Below are 16970 nucleotides of genomic sequence, written 5' to 3' on the forward strand. Positions count from 1 at the left end.
CATGGCCGGCAATCGGTTCCGGTACGGGCAGTGGCACGGCGGCCCCGACCCGCTGGCCCCGCCGTACGACGTGCAGGCCGCGGTGGACCAGGTCGGCCAGGAGGTGCTGGCCGGCGGCAGTCTGCGCCAGGCCCTACGCGACCTGCTGCGCCGGGGCCTGCAGGGGCGCGGCGGGCTGGACGATCTGACCGCCCGAGCCCGCCGACTGCGTCGGGAGGTGCTGCGCCGGGGCGAGCTGGACGGCGCGGTGACCCGGGCCCGCGCCCAGCTCGACCAGGCCCTCGCCGCCGAGCGCGACGAGTTGGCCGGTCGGCAGGACGAGGCGGCCCGGTTCGCCGAGACGGTGCTCAACAACCTGCCCCGCTCCACCGCCCAGGCGGTACGGGAACTCTCCGGCTACCAGTGGGCCAGCGACGAGGCCCGGCAGCTCTACCAGCGGATCCTCGACGGGCTGCGCGACGACGTGCTCGGCCAGCGGTTCGCCGGACTGCGCGAGTCGGCACAGTTGGCCGCCGACCCGGCCGTGCAGGAACGGCTCGCCGAGATGATGCAGGACCTGAACGCCCTGCTGGCCCGGCATGCTCGCGCCGAGGACACCACCGATGCGTTCGCCGAGTTCATGCGCCGGCACGGCGAGTTCTTCCCGGAACGACCGGGCAACGTCGACGAACTTATCGAGTTGCTGGCCCGCCGGTCGGCGGCCGGGCAGCGGCTGATGAATTCGCTGTCGGAGCGCCAGCGCGCCGAACTCGGCGAGCTGATGCGGCAGTCGCTGGGTGACCGGCTCGCCGGAGAACTGTCGGCGCTGGAGCAGAACCTGCGGTCGCTGCGACCCGACCTGCGGTGGGCGCGCGGCGAGCGGACACAGGGTGGCGAGCCCTTGAGCTACGGCGAGGCGACAGGTGTGCTCGACGAGGTGGCCGAGCTGGACGACCTGCTCGACCAGTTCGGTCAGGCACATCCCGGGGCCACGCTTGACGACATCGACGTGGATGCGGTCGCCCGGACCCTGGGCCGTGACGCTGCCGCCGCCGTACGCCAGTTGCGTGAACTGGAGCGCGAGCTGCGCCGCCAGGGCTGGGTGACCCGCGACGCCGAGGGGTTGACGTTGAGCCCGAAAGCGCTGCGCCGGCTCGGCGGCACCGCGCTGCGTCAGGTCTTCGCCGAACTGACTGCCGGCCCGCGCGGGCATCACGACCTGCGCACGGCGGGGGCGGCCGGTGAGGTCAGTGGGGCTTCCCGCCCCTGGGAGTACGGCGACGAGCAGCCGCTGGACGTGGTGCGTACGCTCACCCGGGCGGTCGCCCGGGCCGGACCGGGCGTGCCGGTGCCGCTCGCGGTGACGGACTTCGAGGTGGTCGAGACCGAGCGGCGGGCCTCGGCGGCGGTGGCGCTCTGCGTGGACCTGTCGTACTCGATGATCTCGCAGGGCCGGTGGGGCCCGATGAAGCAGACGGCGCTCGCGTTGGCCCACCTGATGGCGACCCGGTTCCCGCAGGACGCGTTGCAGATCATCGGATTCGGTCGGGAGGCCGCGCCGCTGCGTCAGCAGGAGTTGGCGGCCGTGGAACCGGACATGGCCCAGGGCACCAACCTGCAACACGCGTTGCGGCTGGCCGGCCGGCACCTGCGTCGTCATCCGGACGCCGAGCCGGTGGTGCTGGTGGTCACCGACGGGGAACCCACCGCCCACCTGGATGCCGAGGACGGGGAGGCGGTGTTCTGCTGGCCGCCACTGCGGGAGACGATCGAGGCGACCATCCGTGAGGTGGACCGGCTCGGCCGGTACGGGGCCACGCTGAACCTGTTCATGCTCGGTGACGACCCCGGGCTGCGCCGTTTCGTCGACGCGGTGGCCCGCCGCAGCGGCGGCCGGGTGTTCACCCCCGACACCGAGGACCTCGGCGAGTACGTGGTCAGCGACTACCTGCGGGCCCGTCGCGGTCGGCGCTAGCGTCGTTTGTTAAAAGGGGGCCCTTCCTCTACCGGAGGCGTTAACAAGGTGCCCTTCCTTTGAAGGTGCGGCGGTAGGCCGACGGCGCGACGCCGACGCGTTGGTGCAGTTGCTGGCGCAGGGCGGCGGCGGTGCCGAAGCCGCTGCGGCGGGCGACCTGGTCGATACTCAGATCGGTGCTCTCCAGCAGCAGCCGGGCATGGTCGGTGCGCTCCCGCAGCAGCCACTGCGCCGGGCTGAGCCCGGTCTCGGCCCGGAACCGTCGGGTGAACGTGCGTACGCTCATCCGCGCCTGCCCGGCGAGGTCCCGCAGGCTGACCGACTCGTGCAGCCGCTGGCGGGCCCACTGGCGGGCCCCGGCGGTGCTGGTGTCCGGTGCCTGCGGTACCGGGCGTTCGATGTACTGGGCCTGTCCACCGTCGCGCCACGGCGGCATCACGCACCGGCGGGCGGACTGGTTGGCGACCTGACTGCCGTGGTCGGTGCGAACCACGTGCAGGCACAGGTCGATTCCGGCGGCCACCCCGGCGGAGGTGAGCACCGGGCCGTCGGCGACGAACAGCACGTCGGGGTCCAGGTCGACCTTCGGGTACAGCTCACGGAACCGGTCGGTGTACGCCCAGTGGGTGGTGGCGCGGCGCTCATCGAGCAGGCCGGCGGCGGCCAGCACGAACGCGCCGGTGCAGATGGACATGACCCGAACACCCCGGTCGTACGCGGCGCGCAACGCCTCGATCACCTCGGGCTCGATCGCGTCGCGTCGCCGGGTCGCGTCACCGTTCACCCCGGGCACGATCACCGTGTCGGCACCCTCCAGCAGTTCCAGGCCGTGGTCGGGCAGCACCTGGAAACCGGCCGTACTGCGCACCGGCCGACCGCCCGGGGTGCACGTGTCGACGGTGTAGAAGTGCTGGTCGTCGGCGTTTCGCGCGGTCCGGAAGACCTGGGAGGGGGTGCCCAGGTCCAGCCCGACCACATGGTCGACGGCGAGGACGGCGATACGGTGCGGCGTCATGGCCCGATTATTGCGGAGGATGGCCTTTCGGCCACTCGTCCGTCCGGCCCGGTGGCCGCAGACTCTCCTGGTGAGTCGACCTGTCCGCCTGCACCCCGCCTGGATCGTCGCCGCCGTCGCCTTCGTCGCGCTTGTCGGTGCCGCCGGCTTCCGGGCCACCCCGTCGGTGCTGCTGCACCCGCTGCACGCCGAGTTCCGCTGGCCGCTGGCCACCATCTCCGCGGCCGTCTCGGTGAACCTGCTGCTCTACGGGCTGACCGCGCCCTTCGCCGCAGCGCTGATGGACCGCTTCGGCATCCGCCGGGTGGTGGCAGCCGCGCTGACGATGGTCGCCGCAGGCAGCGGACTGACCGTGTTCATGACCGCGAGCTGGCAGCTCATCGCCTGTTGGGGCGTACTGGTCGGGCTGGGCACCGGCTCGATGGCGCTGGCCTTCGTGGCCACCGTGACCGGGCGCTGGTTCGTGCACCGCCGGGGCCTGGTCACCGGCGTACTCACCGCCGGCGGGGCCGCCGGTCAACTGGTCTTCCTGCCGCTGCTGGCGATGCTGGTCGGGGCGTACGGCTGGCGCTCGGCGGCACTTGTCGTCGCCGGGGCGGCCCTGCTGGTCGTACCGCTGGTGTGGCGTCTGTTGCGGGAGTACCCGGCGGATCTCGGGCTGCCCCCGTACGGCGCGAGCGAGGTCGTCGAGCCGGTCAGGCCGGCCGGTGGTGCCGCCGCGCGGGCCCTCGGCGCGCTGACCCAGGCGGCCCGGACCCGACCGTTCTGGCTGTTGGCCGCGGGTTTCGCGATCTGCGGTGCGACCACAAACGGTCTGGTCGGGACGCACTTCATCCCGGCCGCCCACGACCACGGCATGCCGCAGACCACGGCGGCCGGGCTGTTGGCGCTCGTCGGTCTCTTCGACATCGTCGGCACGATCGCCTCGGGCTGGCTCACCGACCGGTACGACCCTCGGCTGCTGCTGGGCGCCTACTACGCGCTGCGCGGCGGTTCGCTGCTGGTGCTGCCCGGCCTGTTCGCGGCCACCACCGAACCGAGCATGCTGGTCTTCGTCATCTTCTACGGCCTGGACTGGGTGGCCACCGTTCCGCCGACCGTGGCGCTGTGCCGGGAGTACTTCGGCCTCTCCGGCGCGGTGGTCTTCGGCTGGGTCTTCGCCGCACACCAGTTCGGTGCGGCAGTGGCCGCCATCGGGGCGGGACTGGTCCGCGACGAACTCGGCACGTACACCCTCGCCTGGCACGTGGCGGGAGCCCTGTCGGTGGGCGCGGCGGTGCTGTCGCTGATGCTGCTGCGCCGACGCGGTGCCGTCCTGATGGAACCGGCCCCGGTCGCGGTGGCCCCCAAGGCGTGGAGCTACCGGGACTGACCGGGTCGCCTCATCGCAGCGTCCAGCGCTGGGCCGGGTTGCCGTTGCAGGGGGCCTGGGTGACGTCGTCACCGGCGGCGGTGCCGCCGCCATGGACCTGGGCGCACTTGCCACTGTGCACGGCCACCAGCAGGATCGCGCCGCCGTCGACCGGCTGGAGACGCCACTGCTGGTTGACCTCGCCGTGGCAGCCGTACTGCAACAGCCGGGCGCCGTCGTCGCCGCTGCCCCCCTCGACGTCGAGGCACTGGTTGTACGCGGCGTTGGTCAGCGTCACCGTGTCCGGACCGTACCGGCTGACGATCCACCGCTGCTCCGGACCGCCGGTGCACACGGCCAACTCGGCGATCGCCCGCTCACCGGCACCGTCGAGGCCGAGGCACAGGCCCGAGCCGACGCCGGCGAACACCTTCGGGCCGACGAGCGGGTCAGGGGCGGCGCTGGAGGTGGCCGACGGGGTCGGCTCGGGCGCCTGGGTGGTGGGCGGTGGCTGCTCCTCGGTCGGGCTCGGCTCGGTCGAGGGTGCGCTGCTCACGGCCATGTTCGCCGCCGGTGGCGGGTCACCGTCGTCGAGGGCGCCGGTGGCGAACACCACCCCGGCCAGGATGCCGATCAGCCCGATCGCCAGCGCCGTGCCCAGCAGTGGGTCGCGGAGCAACCCGCCTCGGCGGGTGCCGTAGACGGTGCCCGGTCCATCGGTTTCCGACATGCCGGCATCCTGGTGCACGCCGGCCGGTTCGGGCCAGTCGCCCCCGGCCCGGGTGACTCAGTCGACGACCTGGACGTCCTTCCAGAAGGCGACCCGGTCGCGGACCATCTCCGCCTCCGGGAACGGCTCCGGGTAGTACCAGACCGCGTCGGCGCTGGTCCGGCCCGCGTGTTCGAGGGTGTAGTAGGAGGCGGTGCCCTTCCACGGGCAGACGGTGTGGGTGTCGGAGTCGCGGATCAGGTCCTCGCGGAGGGCGGCCCGGGGGAAGTAGTGGTTGCCCTCCACCACCACGGTGTCGTTGCTCTCGGCGATCACCAGGTCGTTCCAAACGGCTTTCGGCATGACCCCAACGCTATGCCCGCCGGAGGCCGGGCGGTATCGCGGAGACGGAGTATCCGAAATGCCCCTCATGGACATCCCAGGACGGCGTCGGAGCGTACAGTGATCCCATGCACGCCGTCCGTGATCATGACCTGGCGGTGGCCCAGCTGCGGCGGTCGTACGAGGCGGTGCCTCCGGGCCAGCCGGTGCGGCTGGCCAAGCGCACGTCAAACCTGTTCCGCCCGCGCAACGCTCCCCGCACTCCCGGGCTGGACGTCAGCGGGCTCGACGGGGTGCTGGGTGTCGACCCGGTCGCCCGCACCGCCGAGGTGCAGGGCATGTGCACCTACGAACGGCTGGTCGACGCGACCCTCGCGCACGGGCTGATGCCGATGGTGGTGCCGCAGCTGCGCACCATCACCCTCGGCGGGGCGGTCACCGGGCTGGGCATCGAGTCGACCTCGTTCCGCAACGGCCTGCCGCACGAGTCGGTCATCGAGCTGGATGTGCTGACCGGTGCCGGCGAGGTGGTCAGCGCCCGGCGCGAGGGTGAGCACGCCGACCTGTTCGCGGCGTTCCCCAACTCGCTGGGCAGCCTCGGTTACGCCACCCGACTGCGCATCGAGCTGCAACCGGTGCGCCGTCACGTCGCGCTGCGCAACGTGCGGTTCACCGACCTGTCCGAGTTGACCGCCGCGATCGGCCAGATCACCGCCAGCCGCAGTTGGGACGGCGAGCCGGTCGACGCGTTGGACGGGGTGATGTTCAGCCCCGACGAGGCGTACCTGGTGCTGGGGACCTTCACCGACGACGTGCCGGCGGTCTCCGACTACACCGGCCAGGACATCTACTACCGCTCGCTGCGCCGACGTCAGCGCGACGCCCTGACCAGCTACGACTACCTGTGGCGGTGGGACACCGACTGGTTCTGGTGCTCGGCGGCGTTCGGGGTGCAGCATCCGGTGGTGCGGCGGCTGTGGCCGACGCGCTGGCGGCGCAGCGACGTCTACCACCGCATCGTGCGTCTGGAGCACCGGCACCAGGTGGCTGCCCGGATCGACCGCTGGCGCGGTCAGCCGCCCCGGGAGCGGGTCGTGCAGGACGTGGAGATTCCGCTGGAGCGTACGGCGGAATTCCTGCACTGGTTCGCCGACCGGGTGCGGATGAGCCCGGTGTGGTTGTGTCCGCTGCGGTTGCGTGAGCCGACGGGCGCCGGATCGGCCCGGTCCTGGCCGCTGTATCCGCTACGGCCGGCGCAGGACTACGTCAACATCGGGTTCTGGGGAACTGTGCCGATCGCCGAGGGCGCCGCCGACGGCGACGTCAACCGTGAGATCGAGCGCGCGGTGTCGGAGGTGGGCGGGCACAAGTCGCTCTACTCCGACGCGTACTACGACCGGGATTCGTTCGACCGGCTCTACGGCGGCGACACGTGGCGTGCCGTGCGGGACCGGTACGACCCGGAGCATCGCCTCACCGGACTGTACGAAAAGGCGGTAGCACGAGCATGAGCGAGCGGAGTGAGCGAATCATCGGGCTCAGCGCGGATGTGCCTCATGGTGGCGCGGAGCGAAGCGGAGTGCCGGCATGAGCGAGCGGAGTAAGCGAATCATCGGGCTCAGCGCGGATGTGCCTCATGGTGGCGCAGAGCGAAGCGGAGTGCCGGCATGAGCTTGACTGATCGAGAGCAGGGCGCGGCCGGGGCGTCCGCTACGCCGCCCCCGGGGTCCGGGCGGCGTGGGCCGACCGTGGCGGACGTCATCCGGGCGGTGACCGCAGGCCCCCTGCCGGTACGGGTCACCGGCTACGACGGCAGCGCCATCGGGCCGGCCGACTCCGGCATCACCCTGGCGATCCGCACCGAGCGAGGGCTGTCGTACCTGCTCACCGCCCCGGGCGATCTGGGCATGGCGCGGGCGTACGTCAGCGGGGATCTGGCCCTGGAGGGTGTGCACCCGGGTGACCCGTACGAAGCGTTGCGGGTGTTCAAGGACGAGCTGCGGGTGCGCCCACCGGCGCTGGCCGAGGGGCTGGCGCTGGTGCGCGGGCTGGGCTGGGAGCGGCTGCTGCCGCCGCCGGCCCCGCCGCAGGAGGCGCTGCCGCGCTGGAAGCGGGTGGTGGGCGGGTTGCGGCACTCGCGGACCCGCGACAGCAGCGCCATCTCCCACCACTACGACGTGTCGAACGCCTTCTACGAGAAGGTGCTCGGGCCGTCGATGACCTACACCTGCGCGGTGTACCGCAGTCCCGACGACACCCTGGAAGAGGCCCAGGCCAGCAAGTACGACCTGGTGGCGGGCAAGCTGGCGCTGCGTCCGGGGATGCGGCTGCTGGACGTGGGCTGCGGCTGGGGCGGCATGGTCCGGCACGCGGCCCGCGAGTACGGCGTGAAGGCGCTCGGGGTGACGCTGTCCCGGGCACAGGCGCAGTGGGCGCAGGCGGCGATCGAGCGTGAAGGGCTGACCGGGCTGGCCGAGGTGCGCCACATGGACTACCGGGACGCCCCGCACGAACAGTTCGACGCGGTCTCCTCGATCGGTCTGACCGAGCACATCGGGGTGCGCAACTATCCGGCGTACTTCGGGTTCCTCGCCGACCGGCTGCGGCCCGAAGGTCGCCTGCTCAACCACTGCATCACCCGGGCGGACAACCGGGCGCCGCACCGCTCCGGGGCGTTCATCGACAGGTACGTCTTCCCTGACGGTGAGCTGGCCGGGCCGGGTCGGGTGATCAGCGAGATCCACGACGTCGGCCTGGAGGTGCACCACGAGGAGAACCTGCGCCAGCACTACGCGCTGACGTTGGCTGCCTGGTGCCGCAACCTGGTGGAGCACTGGGACTTCTGCGTCGGCGAGGTGGGTTCCGGCACGGCCCGGGTCTGGGGGCTCTACATGGCCGGTTCGCGGTTGGCGTTCGAACGCAACGGCATCCAACTGCACCAGGTGGTGGCGACCCGCAACGGCCCCGACGGGGTGAACGGTTATCCGCTGCGCCCGGACTGGCTGGCCTGACCTCCTCTGGCCTCCTGACCCACTGACCTGCTGACCTGCTGATCGACAAAGGCCGCGCCGGAACTGCCCGGCGCGGCCTTTGTCGGATCGATTGACAAACAGATTTTGTACGTACAAGCTGGTTTTTGCGATGAGAGACGTCCTGTACCTGGAACAGATCGAGCAGGCCGAGGTCCTGCTCAAGCCGCAGCGCGTCGAGGTGCTGCGGCAGTTGGCCGAGCCGCGCACCTGCACCGAGGTGGCCGCCCGACTGGAGCAGACGCCGCAGCGCGTCTACTACCACGTCAAGCAACTGGTCGCGGCCGGGCTGGTCGAGCAGGTCGACCAGCGCAAGGTCCGAGGCATCACCGAGGGCATCTACCAGGCCGCCGCCCGGTCGTACTGGCTCTCACCCCGGGTGGTGGGACGGATCGGCCTGCGTCGCACCCGCGACGAGCTGAGCCTGGGTTACCTGCTGGACCTGATGGAGGAGGTCCAAGCCGATGTCGCCGCCCTCGACCGCAGCGCACCCGAGCTGCCCTCGATCGGCGTCTCCGGCGAGATCCGGGTGCCGGCCGAGCGCCGGCAGGAATTCCTGCACGACCTCCAGTCCGCGTTACAGGAGTTGTTCACCCGCTACGGCGGCACCGAAGGTGACGCCTTCAAGCTCGCCGTTGCCTGCTATCCGAAGGAGACCGACCGTGACTGAACCGATGAACATCGCCATACGCCTCGCCGCACCGATCGCGCGGGTGCGCCAGGCCCTGACCGATCCGGCCGAGCTGCGGATCTGGCTGGCCGAGCACGTTGAGGTCGACCTGCCGAAGCGGTACGAGTTCTGGGGTCGCTACACGCCCGAGGGGGACGCCCCACACCAGCGACTGCTGGACGTCGACGACGACCGGCTGCGCTTCGCCTGGTTACTCGACGGTGAGGAGACCACCACCGAGATCACATTGCGCCCGGACGGGCCGGACGCCACGGTGCTGCACCTGTCGCAGACCCACTTCGACTTCAACGACGTCATCAACGGCACCAGCATCCGGGGTGCGCTCCAGACCTACTGGGCACTGGCCACCGCCAACCTGAACGCCCACCTGGAAGGCAGCCCACTGCTGCCGAAGACGGACTTCACCAGCACCGATTTCCGCGTGGAAATGTTCATCAACGCCCCCGCCGACAAGGTCTGGGAGTCGCTCACCGACTCGGAGCAGGTCACCGCCTGGTTCGGCTACCCGATCGGCATCGAGCCCTGGGTCGGCGGCCGGTACGCCATGGGTGGCCTCGAAGCGGATCACGCCGCCAAGATCGTTGACTTGGAACCGGGTCGGCGGATGTCCGTCGACTGGGAAGGGCCCGGCGTGACGACCTGGGAACTGGCCGAGTCCGACGGGAAGACCAGGCTCACCTTCGTGCAGAGCGGCTTCGACGAGCAGAACCCGCCGTATGCCGCCTGGGCCGGCTTGGTCTCCGGCCTCGCCGAACTACGCCGCTTCCACGAGATCCCCAACTGGCAACCCATCTGGATCCCCACGAACTAACCCCACCCAGACCCACCCCACCCTCCCGTTCCCGCACCGCCCCTCCCTCACCCCGCCGCCCCACCCCGCCCCGCCCGTCTGCGCCCGCGATCTTGCACTTTCGGTCGGGGAATAAGGGGTGAAAGGTGCGGATCGGCGACCACAAGTGCAAGATCGCGGGTGCGGGTGCGGGTGCGGGTGCGGGTGCGGGTGCGGGTGCGGGTGCGGGTGCGGGTGCGGCAGGGCAGGGCAGGGCAGGGTGGGGCAGGGTGGGGTGGGGGTGGGGGTGGGGGGTGTTGGTGGGGTGGTGGGGGTGGGGGTGGGGGCTATGGTGGCGTGTCGTGACGAGTAGCGAGCAGCGGCTGGCGGAGATTCGGGGTGGGCTGCCGCCGCGGCGGCACAACGCGCGGACGATCGCGGCGTTGACCGGTAACCCGGGTTGCACACGCCGAGCCGTCCTGGACGGTGCGGGGGTGGACAAGCCGTCGCTGGCCGAGCGGGTCGGGTTTCCCGCCAGGTTCGGGCAGTCCCGATTCGCGATCACCCGGGGCAACACGTTCGAGGCGCAGGTGAAGGCGGACGGCGGTGCCGAACTGCTGCGCCTGGTTGCCGATCGGCTGGGTGTCCCGGTGCCGGCGGTGGCGAGCTGGACCGACCTGGGTGACGGGGACGAGTTGACCGGCCGGGTGGAACGCTCGGCCGCGCTGCTCACCGCCGCAGTCACGCCCCACGAGCCGACCGACCCCGGCCACGCGGGGAGTCCCCACGAGGTGGATCAGGGTGCGGCGTTGTTCGATCATCCGCTGCTCGGGTTGGAGGTTGCCGGGCGGCGGGTGCATCTGGAGCCGGATCTGGTGACCGCGCGGCTGGGCGGCCGGTTCCACGTGGTCGAGATCAAGTCGTTTCCGGTGGTCGATGGGCAGGCCGATGCGGCCAAGCTGGCCGCCGCGGCGGTCCAGTCGGCGGTGTACGTGTTGGCGCTGCGGGACCTGTTCGCCATGCGAGGACCCGATCCGGATCTGGTGTCGCACGAGGTGGTGCTGATCTGCCCGCGCGATTTCACCAACCGGCCGGTGGCTCACCTGCTGGACGTGCGGAAGCAGTTGCTGGTGGTACGCCGGCAACTGGACCGGATGGCGCAGCTCGACGAGCTGCTGGCCGGCGTACCTGCCGATTTCACCGCCGACCCGGCGGCGGAGCCGGCGACGTTGGTGGCGTCCCTGTCGCAGGTGCCGGCCCGCTACGCCCCGGACTGCCTGGCCAGCTGCGAGTTGGCGTACTTCTGTCGGCAGGAGGCGGGCGGGCACACGGCCGCGTTGGGTCGGCCGGTCCGTGAGGCGCTGGGCGGCATCGACAGTGTGGCCGAGGTGCTGGCGCTCGCCGACGGTGAGCCGGTCGCCGATCCGCAGCGGGCCGAGGCGGCGGCGCTGTTGCGTACCGCTGCCCGCCTGCGCGCCGAGGCCCTCAGCGGGGCGGCGTGAGTACGCTGCGGGCGCTGGCGGCAGCGCAGGCGGTGGCTGCCGGGGTGGCCCAACCGGTGGCCACCGTCCGGCACCTGCATCTGTCCCGGCGGCCGTTGGTGCTGGTGCCGTTGGCCATGGCGGGTGAGGCGAACGCGCCGTTGGCGGCGATGGTCGGCGCGGCACCGGGCGAGGCGCGGCTGCTGATCGTGCCGCAGCCACGTAACCGGGACCAGCGGTTCGCGTTCGTCGCCGAGCTGGCGGCCACCGTGCTGCCCTATGTGGACGCCCATCGTGGGGCGAACGAGGCGGTGCCGGTCGACCGGGGGCGGGACGTGCGGTACCGCTACCTCGATGCCCCGCAGCTGCTGGTGCCGAATCCGGCCGGGGTGACGTTCCTGCGGCTGTTGGGCCGGGCCACCCGGTTCCGGCGGATCGACGGCGATTATCCGGTGCCGCCGCAGGTGCCGTTGCTGGGCCGGTGGCTGACCTTCTTCGCCGAGCGGGCTGAGCATCCGGGCTCGTCGGCGTTGGTGGCGATGACGCAGGCGTTGAGTCTGCACTGGGCGACCGGGCAGAGCGCGGTGGAGGACCTGCATCTGCCGGCACTGCTCGGCTGGATCGCGCCGCCGGCCGGTCGCAGCGGCGCCGAGGCGGCGGCCTGGGCCGAGGACCCGCAGAGGTGTCCGCCGGCCGGCCCGGCGACCGACCCGAGCTTCGACAACGAGCGGCTCGCCCCGGCCATCGAGGCGTACGCTGCCGCCGAGGCGGACGAGGTGGCTCGGGGTGAGGCGTACGCGGAGCTGGAGAAGTTGCTGCGCGATCAGCTGACGCCCACCTGGGAGCTGATGTGGCGCGGCGTGGGGTTGTTGCGGGCGCTGCCGCCCGGCGCCCGGGTGGCCGGCCGCTGGGACGGTGACCGGGACGCCTTCACCGCGTACGCCGATCATGTCGACGCCGACGGTGCGCCCCAGCCGCGCCGCGACGGTGCGGTGGCCGCTGCCGCCCGGCTGCACCGGCTGGAGCGGGCCGCGGACCTGTACGCGGTGCAGCGCGCCTACGACGATCCGCTGGTGATGGCCGAGTACCGGCTGACCGGCGAGGCGTTCGTCGGCGAGGTGGTGCTGGCCGATGCGGCACGTATCGACGACAGTGGCCGGCGGCCGGTGCTGCGTCCACGGATCCAGCTGGTGACCACCGACCCGGTGCTGGTGCCGGTGGGCGCGGTTCTGTCCAGTCCGGCCCGGCCGGCGCAGAAGGCGCGGGTGGTCTTCGTGACGCCGGTGGCCGACGGCAAGACCGAGGTGGTGGTGGAGCTCTCCGGGGGGATGGGTCGGGGGCTGACCGCCGCACCGGGCAGCGTGCCCGAGGTGGGGGAGCGGCTGTGCTACACGACGCTCAGCGAGGCGTACGTGCCGGCGGGAAGCTTCCCGGCGGTCGAGGAGACCCCGTGGACCCACGGCGGTCCGCCCGCCGCCGGCGTGCCCGTCGATCCGTTGCCGGCCGGCGAAGGTGCGGCACCGGTGCCCGACGAGGAGTGGACCTAGACACTGGGTCGTGTGTTCGTCGCGCAGTGTGTCCTTTGTGGCCGGCTGGCCGGCTGCTGATGGATGTGGATGGCTTGGTCTGGCCGTCGGGTTGCGGACTCCGTCCGGCTGGATCTGGCGGTGCGGTCGATTGCGTGGCTAGTCTTTCCGGGTTTGCCGGGATCGGTCTTCGCCGTCGAGGGTGCGCGAACGAGAGAAAGCCAGAGCGATCGCTGTGTCGCGAAAGGACATCGAACAGGCCACCGTGCGGTCGGCCGGGCAGACCCGGGTCGGCCGGGCAGGTGTGTACGCCGCCAGCGCGGTAGTGGCCGTCGAGACCGTCTGGTTGGCCCTCGAACTGCCGCAGTCGGCCCTGGTCAGCGACCTCGGTGCGATCACCGTGGCGGGCTGGGCGGCGGTGGCCTGTGTGGGGGTGGCCCGCCGGCATCCCCGGCCCCTGCGCCGGTTCTGGCTCCTGCTCGCCACCACCATGCTGCTCGCCCTCGCCGGCCGTGCCCTGTGGACGTCGCAGCGGCTCGCGGGTCAGGAACTGCCGCACACCCTGCCGATCGGGTTGATCTTCACGGCGAGTCTGCTCACCGGGACCGGCGCGTTGCTGTGTGCGCTGACCGCGCCCCGCACCTCGCTGGGGCGCGCCCGGGCCGTGCTCGACGGGGTGATCGTCGCGCTGGCGTTGATGCCGATCGGCTGGCTGCTGCTGTTCCGTAACGTCGCGCTGGCGGACCTCAACGAGCCGCTGCGCTATGCCGGCCTGCTCTACCCGCTGCTCGACCTGATGCAGTTGACCGTCCTGATCCTGGTCATCGGGCCGGGCCGGCCGGTGTGGCGTCCGCTGGCGTTGCTCGGCGTGAGCCTGACCATTCGTGTGGTGGCCGACTCGATGTACGTGTCGATGGCGGCTGCCGGCACCTATCAGTCCGGCACCCTGATCGACGTGCTGTGGCCGCTGAGCTACCTGCTGATCGGCGTGGCGACCCGGCTCGCTCCACCGCAGCACTGTCAGCGCGGCGACGACGTCGCTGAGGTGCCGCTGCCGCCGTGGTGGCGGGTGGCGCTGCCGTACCTGCCGGTGGGCGGGGTGATCGCGGCGGCGCTGCTGGCCCGGGACGCCTCCGGGCACAGCCCGCTGCCGGTCTTCCTGGCGTTGCTGGGGTTGTTGGCGGCGCTGGCGTTGCGGCAGATCCTGGCGGCGAACGAGAACCTGCGCCTGGTGGCGCGGCTGCGGCACCTCGCCTACGTCGACCAGCTCACCGGGCTGCCGAACCGGCTGGCGTTCACCCGCCGGCTGCGCAGCGCCCTCGGCGGGGCCCAGCCGGTCGCCGTCCTGCTGCTCGACCTGGACGGCTTCAAACAGGTGAACGACCGGTTCGGGCACAGCACCGGCGACACCCTGCTGACCGGTCTGTCGCGGCGGATGCGTCGCGCGGTCGCCGACGACGGCATGATCGCCCGGATCGGTGGCGACGAGTTCGCCGTACTGGTCACCGGGCGTACCGCCGCGCCGGAGCGGCTGGCGGAGCGGCTGCTGGCGTCGCTGCACCCGTCGGTCGGCGAGGAGGTCGTCGGGGTTCACCCGTCGGCGAGCATCGGCATCGCCGAGTACGGACCACAACACGTCACCTACACGGATCTGCTGCGCGACGCCGACATCGCGATGTACGCGGCGAAGGCGGCCGGCAAGTCGGCGTACCGGCGCTGCACGCCGGCCCTGCGGGAGTCCGCGGTCGGCCGGGCGGAGTTGATCGCCGACCTGCGGCGGGCGGTCGACGAGCAGCAGTTGCACCTGGAGTTCCAGCCGATCGTGGACCTGTCCACCGGCACGGTACGCAGCGCCGAGGCGCTGGTGCGGTGGCGGCATCCCCGGCTGGGCATGCTCAGCCCGGCGCGCTTCCTGCCGCTGGCCGAGGAGACCGGGTTGATCCTGCCGATCGACAGGTGGGTGATCCACGAGGCGTGTCGGGCGGCGGCCACCTGGCAGGCCCAGGTCCCGTCGGCCACGGTCGCGGTGAACATCGCGGCGGCGCACCTGCAGCGGCCGGATCTGATCGCCACGGTCACCGAGGCCACCGCCGGGGCCGGGCTGGCGCCGCGTGCGCTGACCCTTGAGCTCACCGAGTCGGCGTTGATCGAGGGCAGCGACGCGGTGATCGACAGGCTGGGTCAACTCCGTGAGCTGGGCATCCGGATCGCCATCGACGACTTCGGCACCGGCTACTCCTCGCTGAGCTATCTGCACCGGATCCCGGCCACCGAGCTGAAGATCGACCGGTCGTTCGTGGCCCGGCTCTCCGAGGACACCCGGGCGTACGCGACGGTGGAGATGGTGACCCGGCTGGCCGGGGCGTACGGCCTGGGTGTGGTGGCCGAGGGGGTGGAGACCGAGCGGCAGCACGACGCGGTCGCCGCGATCGGCTGCGTGCAGGGGCAGGGCTACCGGTACGGGCGGCCCGCCGCCCTGGACGAGTTGCGTACCGTGCTGGCCGGCTCCGCGCCCGCGACGGTGTCCGATGTCGCAGAATCGGGCTTGACCCTCACGTAACGGCAGGCGGGACCGTGGTTTCCCGGAAGGGAGGGAACCATGGCGTACACCGTCGGCCAGGTGGCCAGGCTCGCCGGGGTGACCGTGCGGGCGCTGCACCACTACGACCAGATCGGGCTGCTGTCGCCCAGCGGGCGCACCGGCGCCGGCTACCGCCGCTACAGCGACGCGGACCTGGAGCGGCTGCAACTGGTCCGGTACTACCGCGAGCTGGGGTTCCCGCTGGAACAGATCGCCGAGATCCTCGACGACCCGGCCGGTGACCGGGATGCGCATCTGCGCCGCCAGCACGAACTGCTGACGGTACGGATCAAGCGGTTGCAGGAGATGGTCACGGCGATCGAGTTTGCGATGGAGGCGAACAAGTTGAACATCCCACTCACCCCGCAGGAGCGCTTCGAGGTGTTCGGTGACTTCGAGCCGGAGGCGTACGCCGAGGAGGCGGAGCAGCGCTGGGGTGGCACCGACGCGTACCGGGAGTCGAATCGGCGCGCGTCGAGCTACTCGAAGGACGACTGGCTGCGGATCAAGGGCGAGACCGAGGACTGGGGACAGCGGATCGTCGCGCTGATGGCCTCGGGTGCCCCGGCGGACGGGCCGGCGGCGATGGAGCTGGCCGAGGAGCACCGGCAGCACATCAGCCGGTGGTTCTACGAGTGCTCGTACGAGATCCACACCGGGCTGGCCGACATGTACCTGGCCGACGAGCGGTTCCTGGCCCACTACGAGGCGATGGCGCCGGGGCTGGGCCAGTACCTGCACGAGGCGATCCACGCCAACGCGATCACCCGGGCGTGACAGGCTCCGCGCGTCGGTGGTTCGACGGGCGGGAACTGTCGGTGCGGGGGAGTATGACTGACGGGGTCATGTCCTGATCTGCGGAGGTCATTCGTGTTGATAGTCGCCGGCACGCTCTATGCGGATCCGGCCGAGCGGGACGACTACCTGGCCACCTGCGCCGAGATCGTCCGGCAGGCCAGGTCGGCGCCCGGCTGTGTGGACTTCGCCATCAGCGCCGACCTGGTCGAGCCGGGCCGGATCAACGTCTACGAGCGGTGGGAGTCCGAGGAGCAGTTGTTGGACTTCCGCGGTTCCGGTCCCGAGCCGGAACAGCAGGTGGCTCTCGTCGGCGCCGAGGTGCACAAGTTCCGGATCAGCGCGGTCGAGTCCCCCTGACCCCGCCCCGGCGGTCGTACGCCGGTCGCGGTCGATCACCCCGATGCCTGCCGTACGACGACGCTACCGCGGGCGTCGGGCCAGGCGGGCCAGGAACGCGGCCACCGCCGCCGGTTCCCCGGCCAGTTCGCCGGGGCGGGCCGGCCCGCGCAGCGCACGCAGCGTGGCGGCGAGCCGTCCGACCCGGTTGAGGGCGACCGGGTCGCCGTCGAGGAGCAGGTCGGCGGTGTCCCGGTCGATCTGGCGGGTCGGGCTGCTCATCTCGTGGCCCCGTTCGTCATCATCCCGTCAGCCTCGATGTCGGTACCGTCAACTCGTCTGAATTGATTGGCGTCAGCGCTGCTGGATGCGTCACACCTGACCGTCG

General features: G+C 71.6%; 15 protein-coding genes. 11 read left to right on the forward strand and 4 right to left on the reverse strand.

Annotated features, from left to right (window positions below; genetic code table 11):
- Position 1 precedes the first annotated feature (1 nt).
- Positions 2-1954, forward strand: a complete 1953-nt coding sequence (locus Vgi01_RS17720) for a vWA domain-containing protein (protein ID WP_204291747.1) — start codon at positions 2-4, stop codon at positions 1952-1954.
- A 40-nt stretch (positions 1955-1994) separates the two neighbouring features.
- Here the strand turns inward: Vgi01_RS17720 and Vgi01_RS17725 are convergent, their stop codons facing one another.
- Positions 1995-2969, reverse strand: coding sequence for a GlxA family transcriptional regulator (locus Vgi01_RS17725; RefSeq protein ID WP_204291748.1), 975 nt, complete (start codon positions 2967-2969; stop codon positions 1995-1997).
- 19 nt (positions 2970-2988) lie between these two features.
- On the opposite strand from Vgi01_RS17725, the gene Vgi01_RS17730 reads away from it, so the two are divergent.
- The gene (locus Vgi01_RS17730) at positions 2989-4341 is read left to right on the forward strand and encodes an MFS transporter (RefSeq protein ID WP_373306987.1); all 1353 of its coding nucleotides are present in this window, start codon (positions 2989-2991) and stop codon (positions 4339-4341) included.
- Between the two features lie 10 nt (positions 4342-4351).
- On the opposite strand, the gene Vgi01_RS17735 is transcribed toward Vgi01_RS17730, so the two are convergent.
- Both Vgi01_RS17735 and Vgi01_RS17740 read right to left on the reverse strand, forming a co-directional pair.
- Positions 4352-5050: an RICIN domain-containing protein gene (locus Vgi01_RS17735; protein WP_204291750.1), complete on the reverse strand. Its 699-nt coding sequence runs from the start codon at positions 5048-5050 to the stop codon at positions 4352-4354.
- A gap of 57 nt (positions 5051-5107) precedes the next feature.
- Entirely contained in the window at positions 5108-5392 is a 285-nt protein-coding gene (locus tag Vgi01_RS17740) for a DUF427 domain-containing protein (protein WP_043719772.1), read from the reverse strand.
- A 107-nt stretch (positions 5393-5499) separates the two neighbouring features.
- Between Vgi01_RS17740 and Vgi01_RS17745 the strand changes: the two genes are divergently transcribed.
- From Vgi01_RS17745 to Vgi01_RS17785, 9 genes are all read left to right on the forward strand, one after another.
- Positions 5500-6882: an FAD-binding oxidoreductase gene (locus Vgi01_RS17745; protein ID WP_204291751.1), complete on the forward strand. Its 1383-nt coding sequence runs from the start codon at positions 5500-5502 to the stop codon at positions 6880-6882.
- A gap of 156 nt (positions 6883-7038) precedes the next feature.
- Complete coding sequence (locus tag Vgi01_RS17750; RefSeq protein ID WP_204291752.1) at positions 7039-8382, forward strand: class I SAM-dependent methyltransferase; 1344 nt, start codon at positions 7039-7041, stop codon at positions 8380-8382.
- A 130-nt stretch (positions 8383-8512) separates the two neighbouring features.
- Positions 8513-9070, forward strand: coding sequence for a winged helix-turn-helix domain-containing protein (locus tag Vgi01_RS17755; RefSeq protein WP_204291753.1), 558 nt, complete (start codon positions 8513-8515; stop codon positions 9068-9070).
- The gene (locus tag Vgi01_RS17760; protein WP_204291754.1) at positions 9063-9902 is read left to right on the forward strand and encodes an SRPBCC family protein; all 840 of its coding nucleotides are present in this window, start codon (positions 9063-9065) and stop codon (positions 9900-9902) included. The genes Vgi01_RS17755 and Vgi01_RS17760 overlap by 8 nt, the downstream gene beginning before the upstream one ends.
- A gap of 320 nt (positions 9903-10222) precedes the next feature.
- Positions 10223-11362 (forward strand): hypothetical protein, encoded by a 1140-nt coding sequence (locus Vgi01_RS17765; protein ID WP_204291755.1) that lies wholly within the window; start codon positions 10223-10225, stop codon positions 11360-11362.
- Complete coding sequence (locus Vgi01_RS17770; protein WP_204291756.1) at positions 11359-12888, forward strand: hypothetical protein; 1530 nt, start codon at positions 11359-11361, stop codon at positions 12886-12888. The genes Vgi01_RS17765 and Vgi01_RS17770 overlap by 4 nt, the downstream gene beginning before the upstream one ends.
- Positions 12889-13102: 214 nt before the next feature.
- Entirely contained in the window at positions 13103-15427 is a 2325-nt protein-coding gene (locus Vgi01_RS17775; RefSeq protein WP_204291757.1) for a putative bifunctional diguanylate cyclase/phosphodiesterase, read from the forward strand.
- Positions 15428-15466: 39 nt separating this feature from the next.
- Positions 15467-16225 (forward strand): MerR family transcriptional regulator, encoded by a 759-nt coding sequence (locus Vgi01_RS17780; protein WP_204291758.1) that lies wholly within the window; start codon positions 15467-15469, stop codon positions 16223-16225.
- A gap of 93 nt (positions 16226-16318) precedes the next feature.
- A complete protein-coding gene (locus tag Vgi01_RS17785) occupies positions 16319-16603 on the forward strand; it encodes a putative quinol monooxygenase (RefSeq protein ID WP_204291759.1) in 285 nt (94 codons plus the stop codon).
- Positions 16604-16666: 63 nt separating this feature from the next.
- Here the strand turns inward: Vgi01_RS17785 and Vgi01_RS17790 are convergent, their stop codons facing one another.
- Positions 16667-16864: a hypothetical protein gene (locus Vgi01_RS17790; protein ID WP_102657826.1), complete on the reverse strand. Its 198-nt coding sequence runs from the start codon at positions 16862-16864 to the stop codon at positions 16667-16669.
- Between the last annotated feature and the right edge of the window lie 106 nt (positions 16865-16970).

Source organism: Micromonospora gifhornensis, assembly GCF_016863515.1.
GTDB classification, from domain to species: domain Bacteria; phylum Actinomycetota; class Actinomycetes; order Mycobacteriales; family Micromonosporaceae; genus Micromonospora; species Micromonospora gifhornensis.

What these genes read in the sequence shown, in the direction of transcription:
- Vgi01_RS17740 (WP_043719772.1), bottom strand. Translation starts at nt 5,392, where the DNA reads ATGCCGAAAGCCGTTTGGAACGACCTGGTGATCGCCGAGAGCAACGAC.
- Vgi01_RS17750 (WP_204291752.1), top strand. Translation starts at nt 7,039, where the DNA reads ATGAGCTTGACTGATCGAGAGCAGGGCGCGGCCGGGGCGTCCGCTACG.
- Vgi01_RS17780 (WP_204291758.1), top strand. Translation starts at nt 15,467, where the DNA reads ATGGCGTACACCGTCGGCCAGGTGGCCAGGCTCGCCGGGGTGACCGTG.
- Vgi01_RS17720 (WP_204291747.1), top strand. Translation starts at nt 2, where the DNA reads ATGGCCGGCAATCGGTTCCGGTACGGGCAGTGGCACGGCGGCCCCGAC.
- Vgi01_RS17730 (WP_373306987.1), top strand. Translation starts at nt 2,989, where the DNA reads ATGGCCTTTCGGCCACTCGTCCGTCCGGCCCGGTGGCCGCAGACTCTC.
- Vgi01_RS17755 (WP_204291753.1), top strand. Translation starts at nt 8,513, where the DNA reads ATGAGAGACGTCCTGTACCTGGAACAGATCGAGCAGGCCGAGGTCCTG.
- Vgi01_RS17745 (WP_204291751.1), top strand. Translation starts at nt 5,500, where the DNA reads ATGCACGCCGTCCGTGATCATGACCTGGCGGTGGCCCAGCTGCGGCGG.
- Vgi01_RS17790 (WP_102657826.1), bottom strand. Translation starts at nt 16,864, where the DNA reads ATGAGCAGCCCGACCCGCCAGATCGACCGGGACACCGCCGACCTGCTC.
- Vgi01_RS17735 (WP_204291750.1), bottom strand. Translation starts at nt 5,050, where the DNA reads ATGTCGGAAACCGATGGACCGGGCACCGTCTACGGCACCCGCCGAGGC.
- Vgi01_RS17725 (WP_204291748.1), bottom strand. Translation starts at nt 2,969, where the DNA reads ATGACGCCGCACCGTATCGCCGTCCTCGCCGTCGACCATGTGGTCGGG.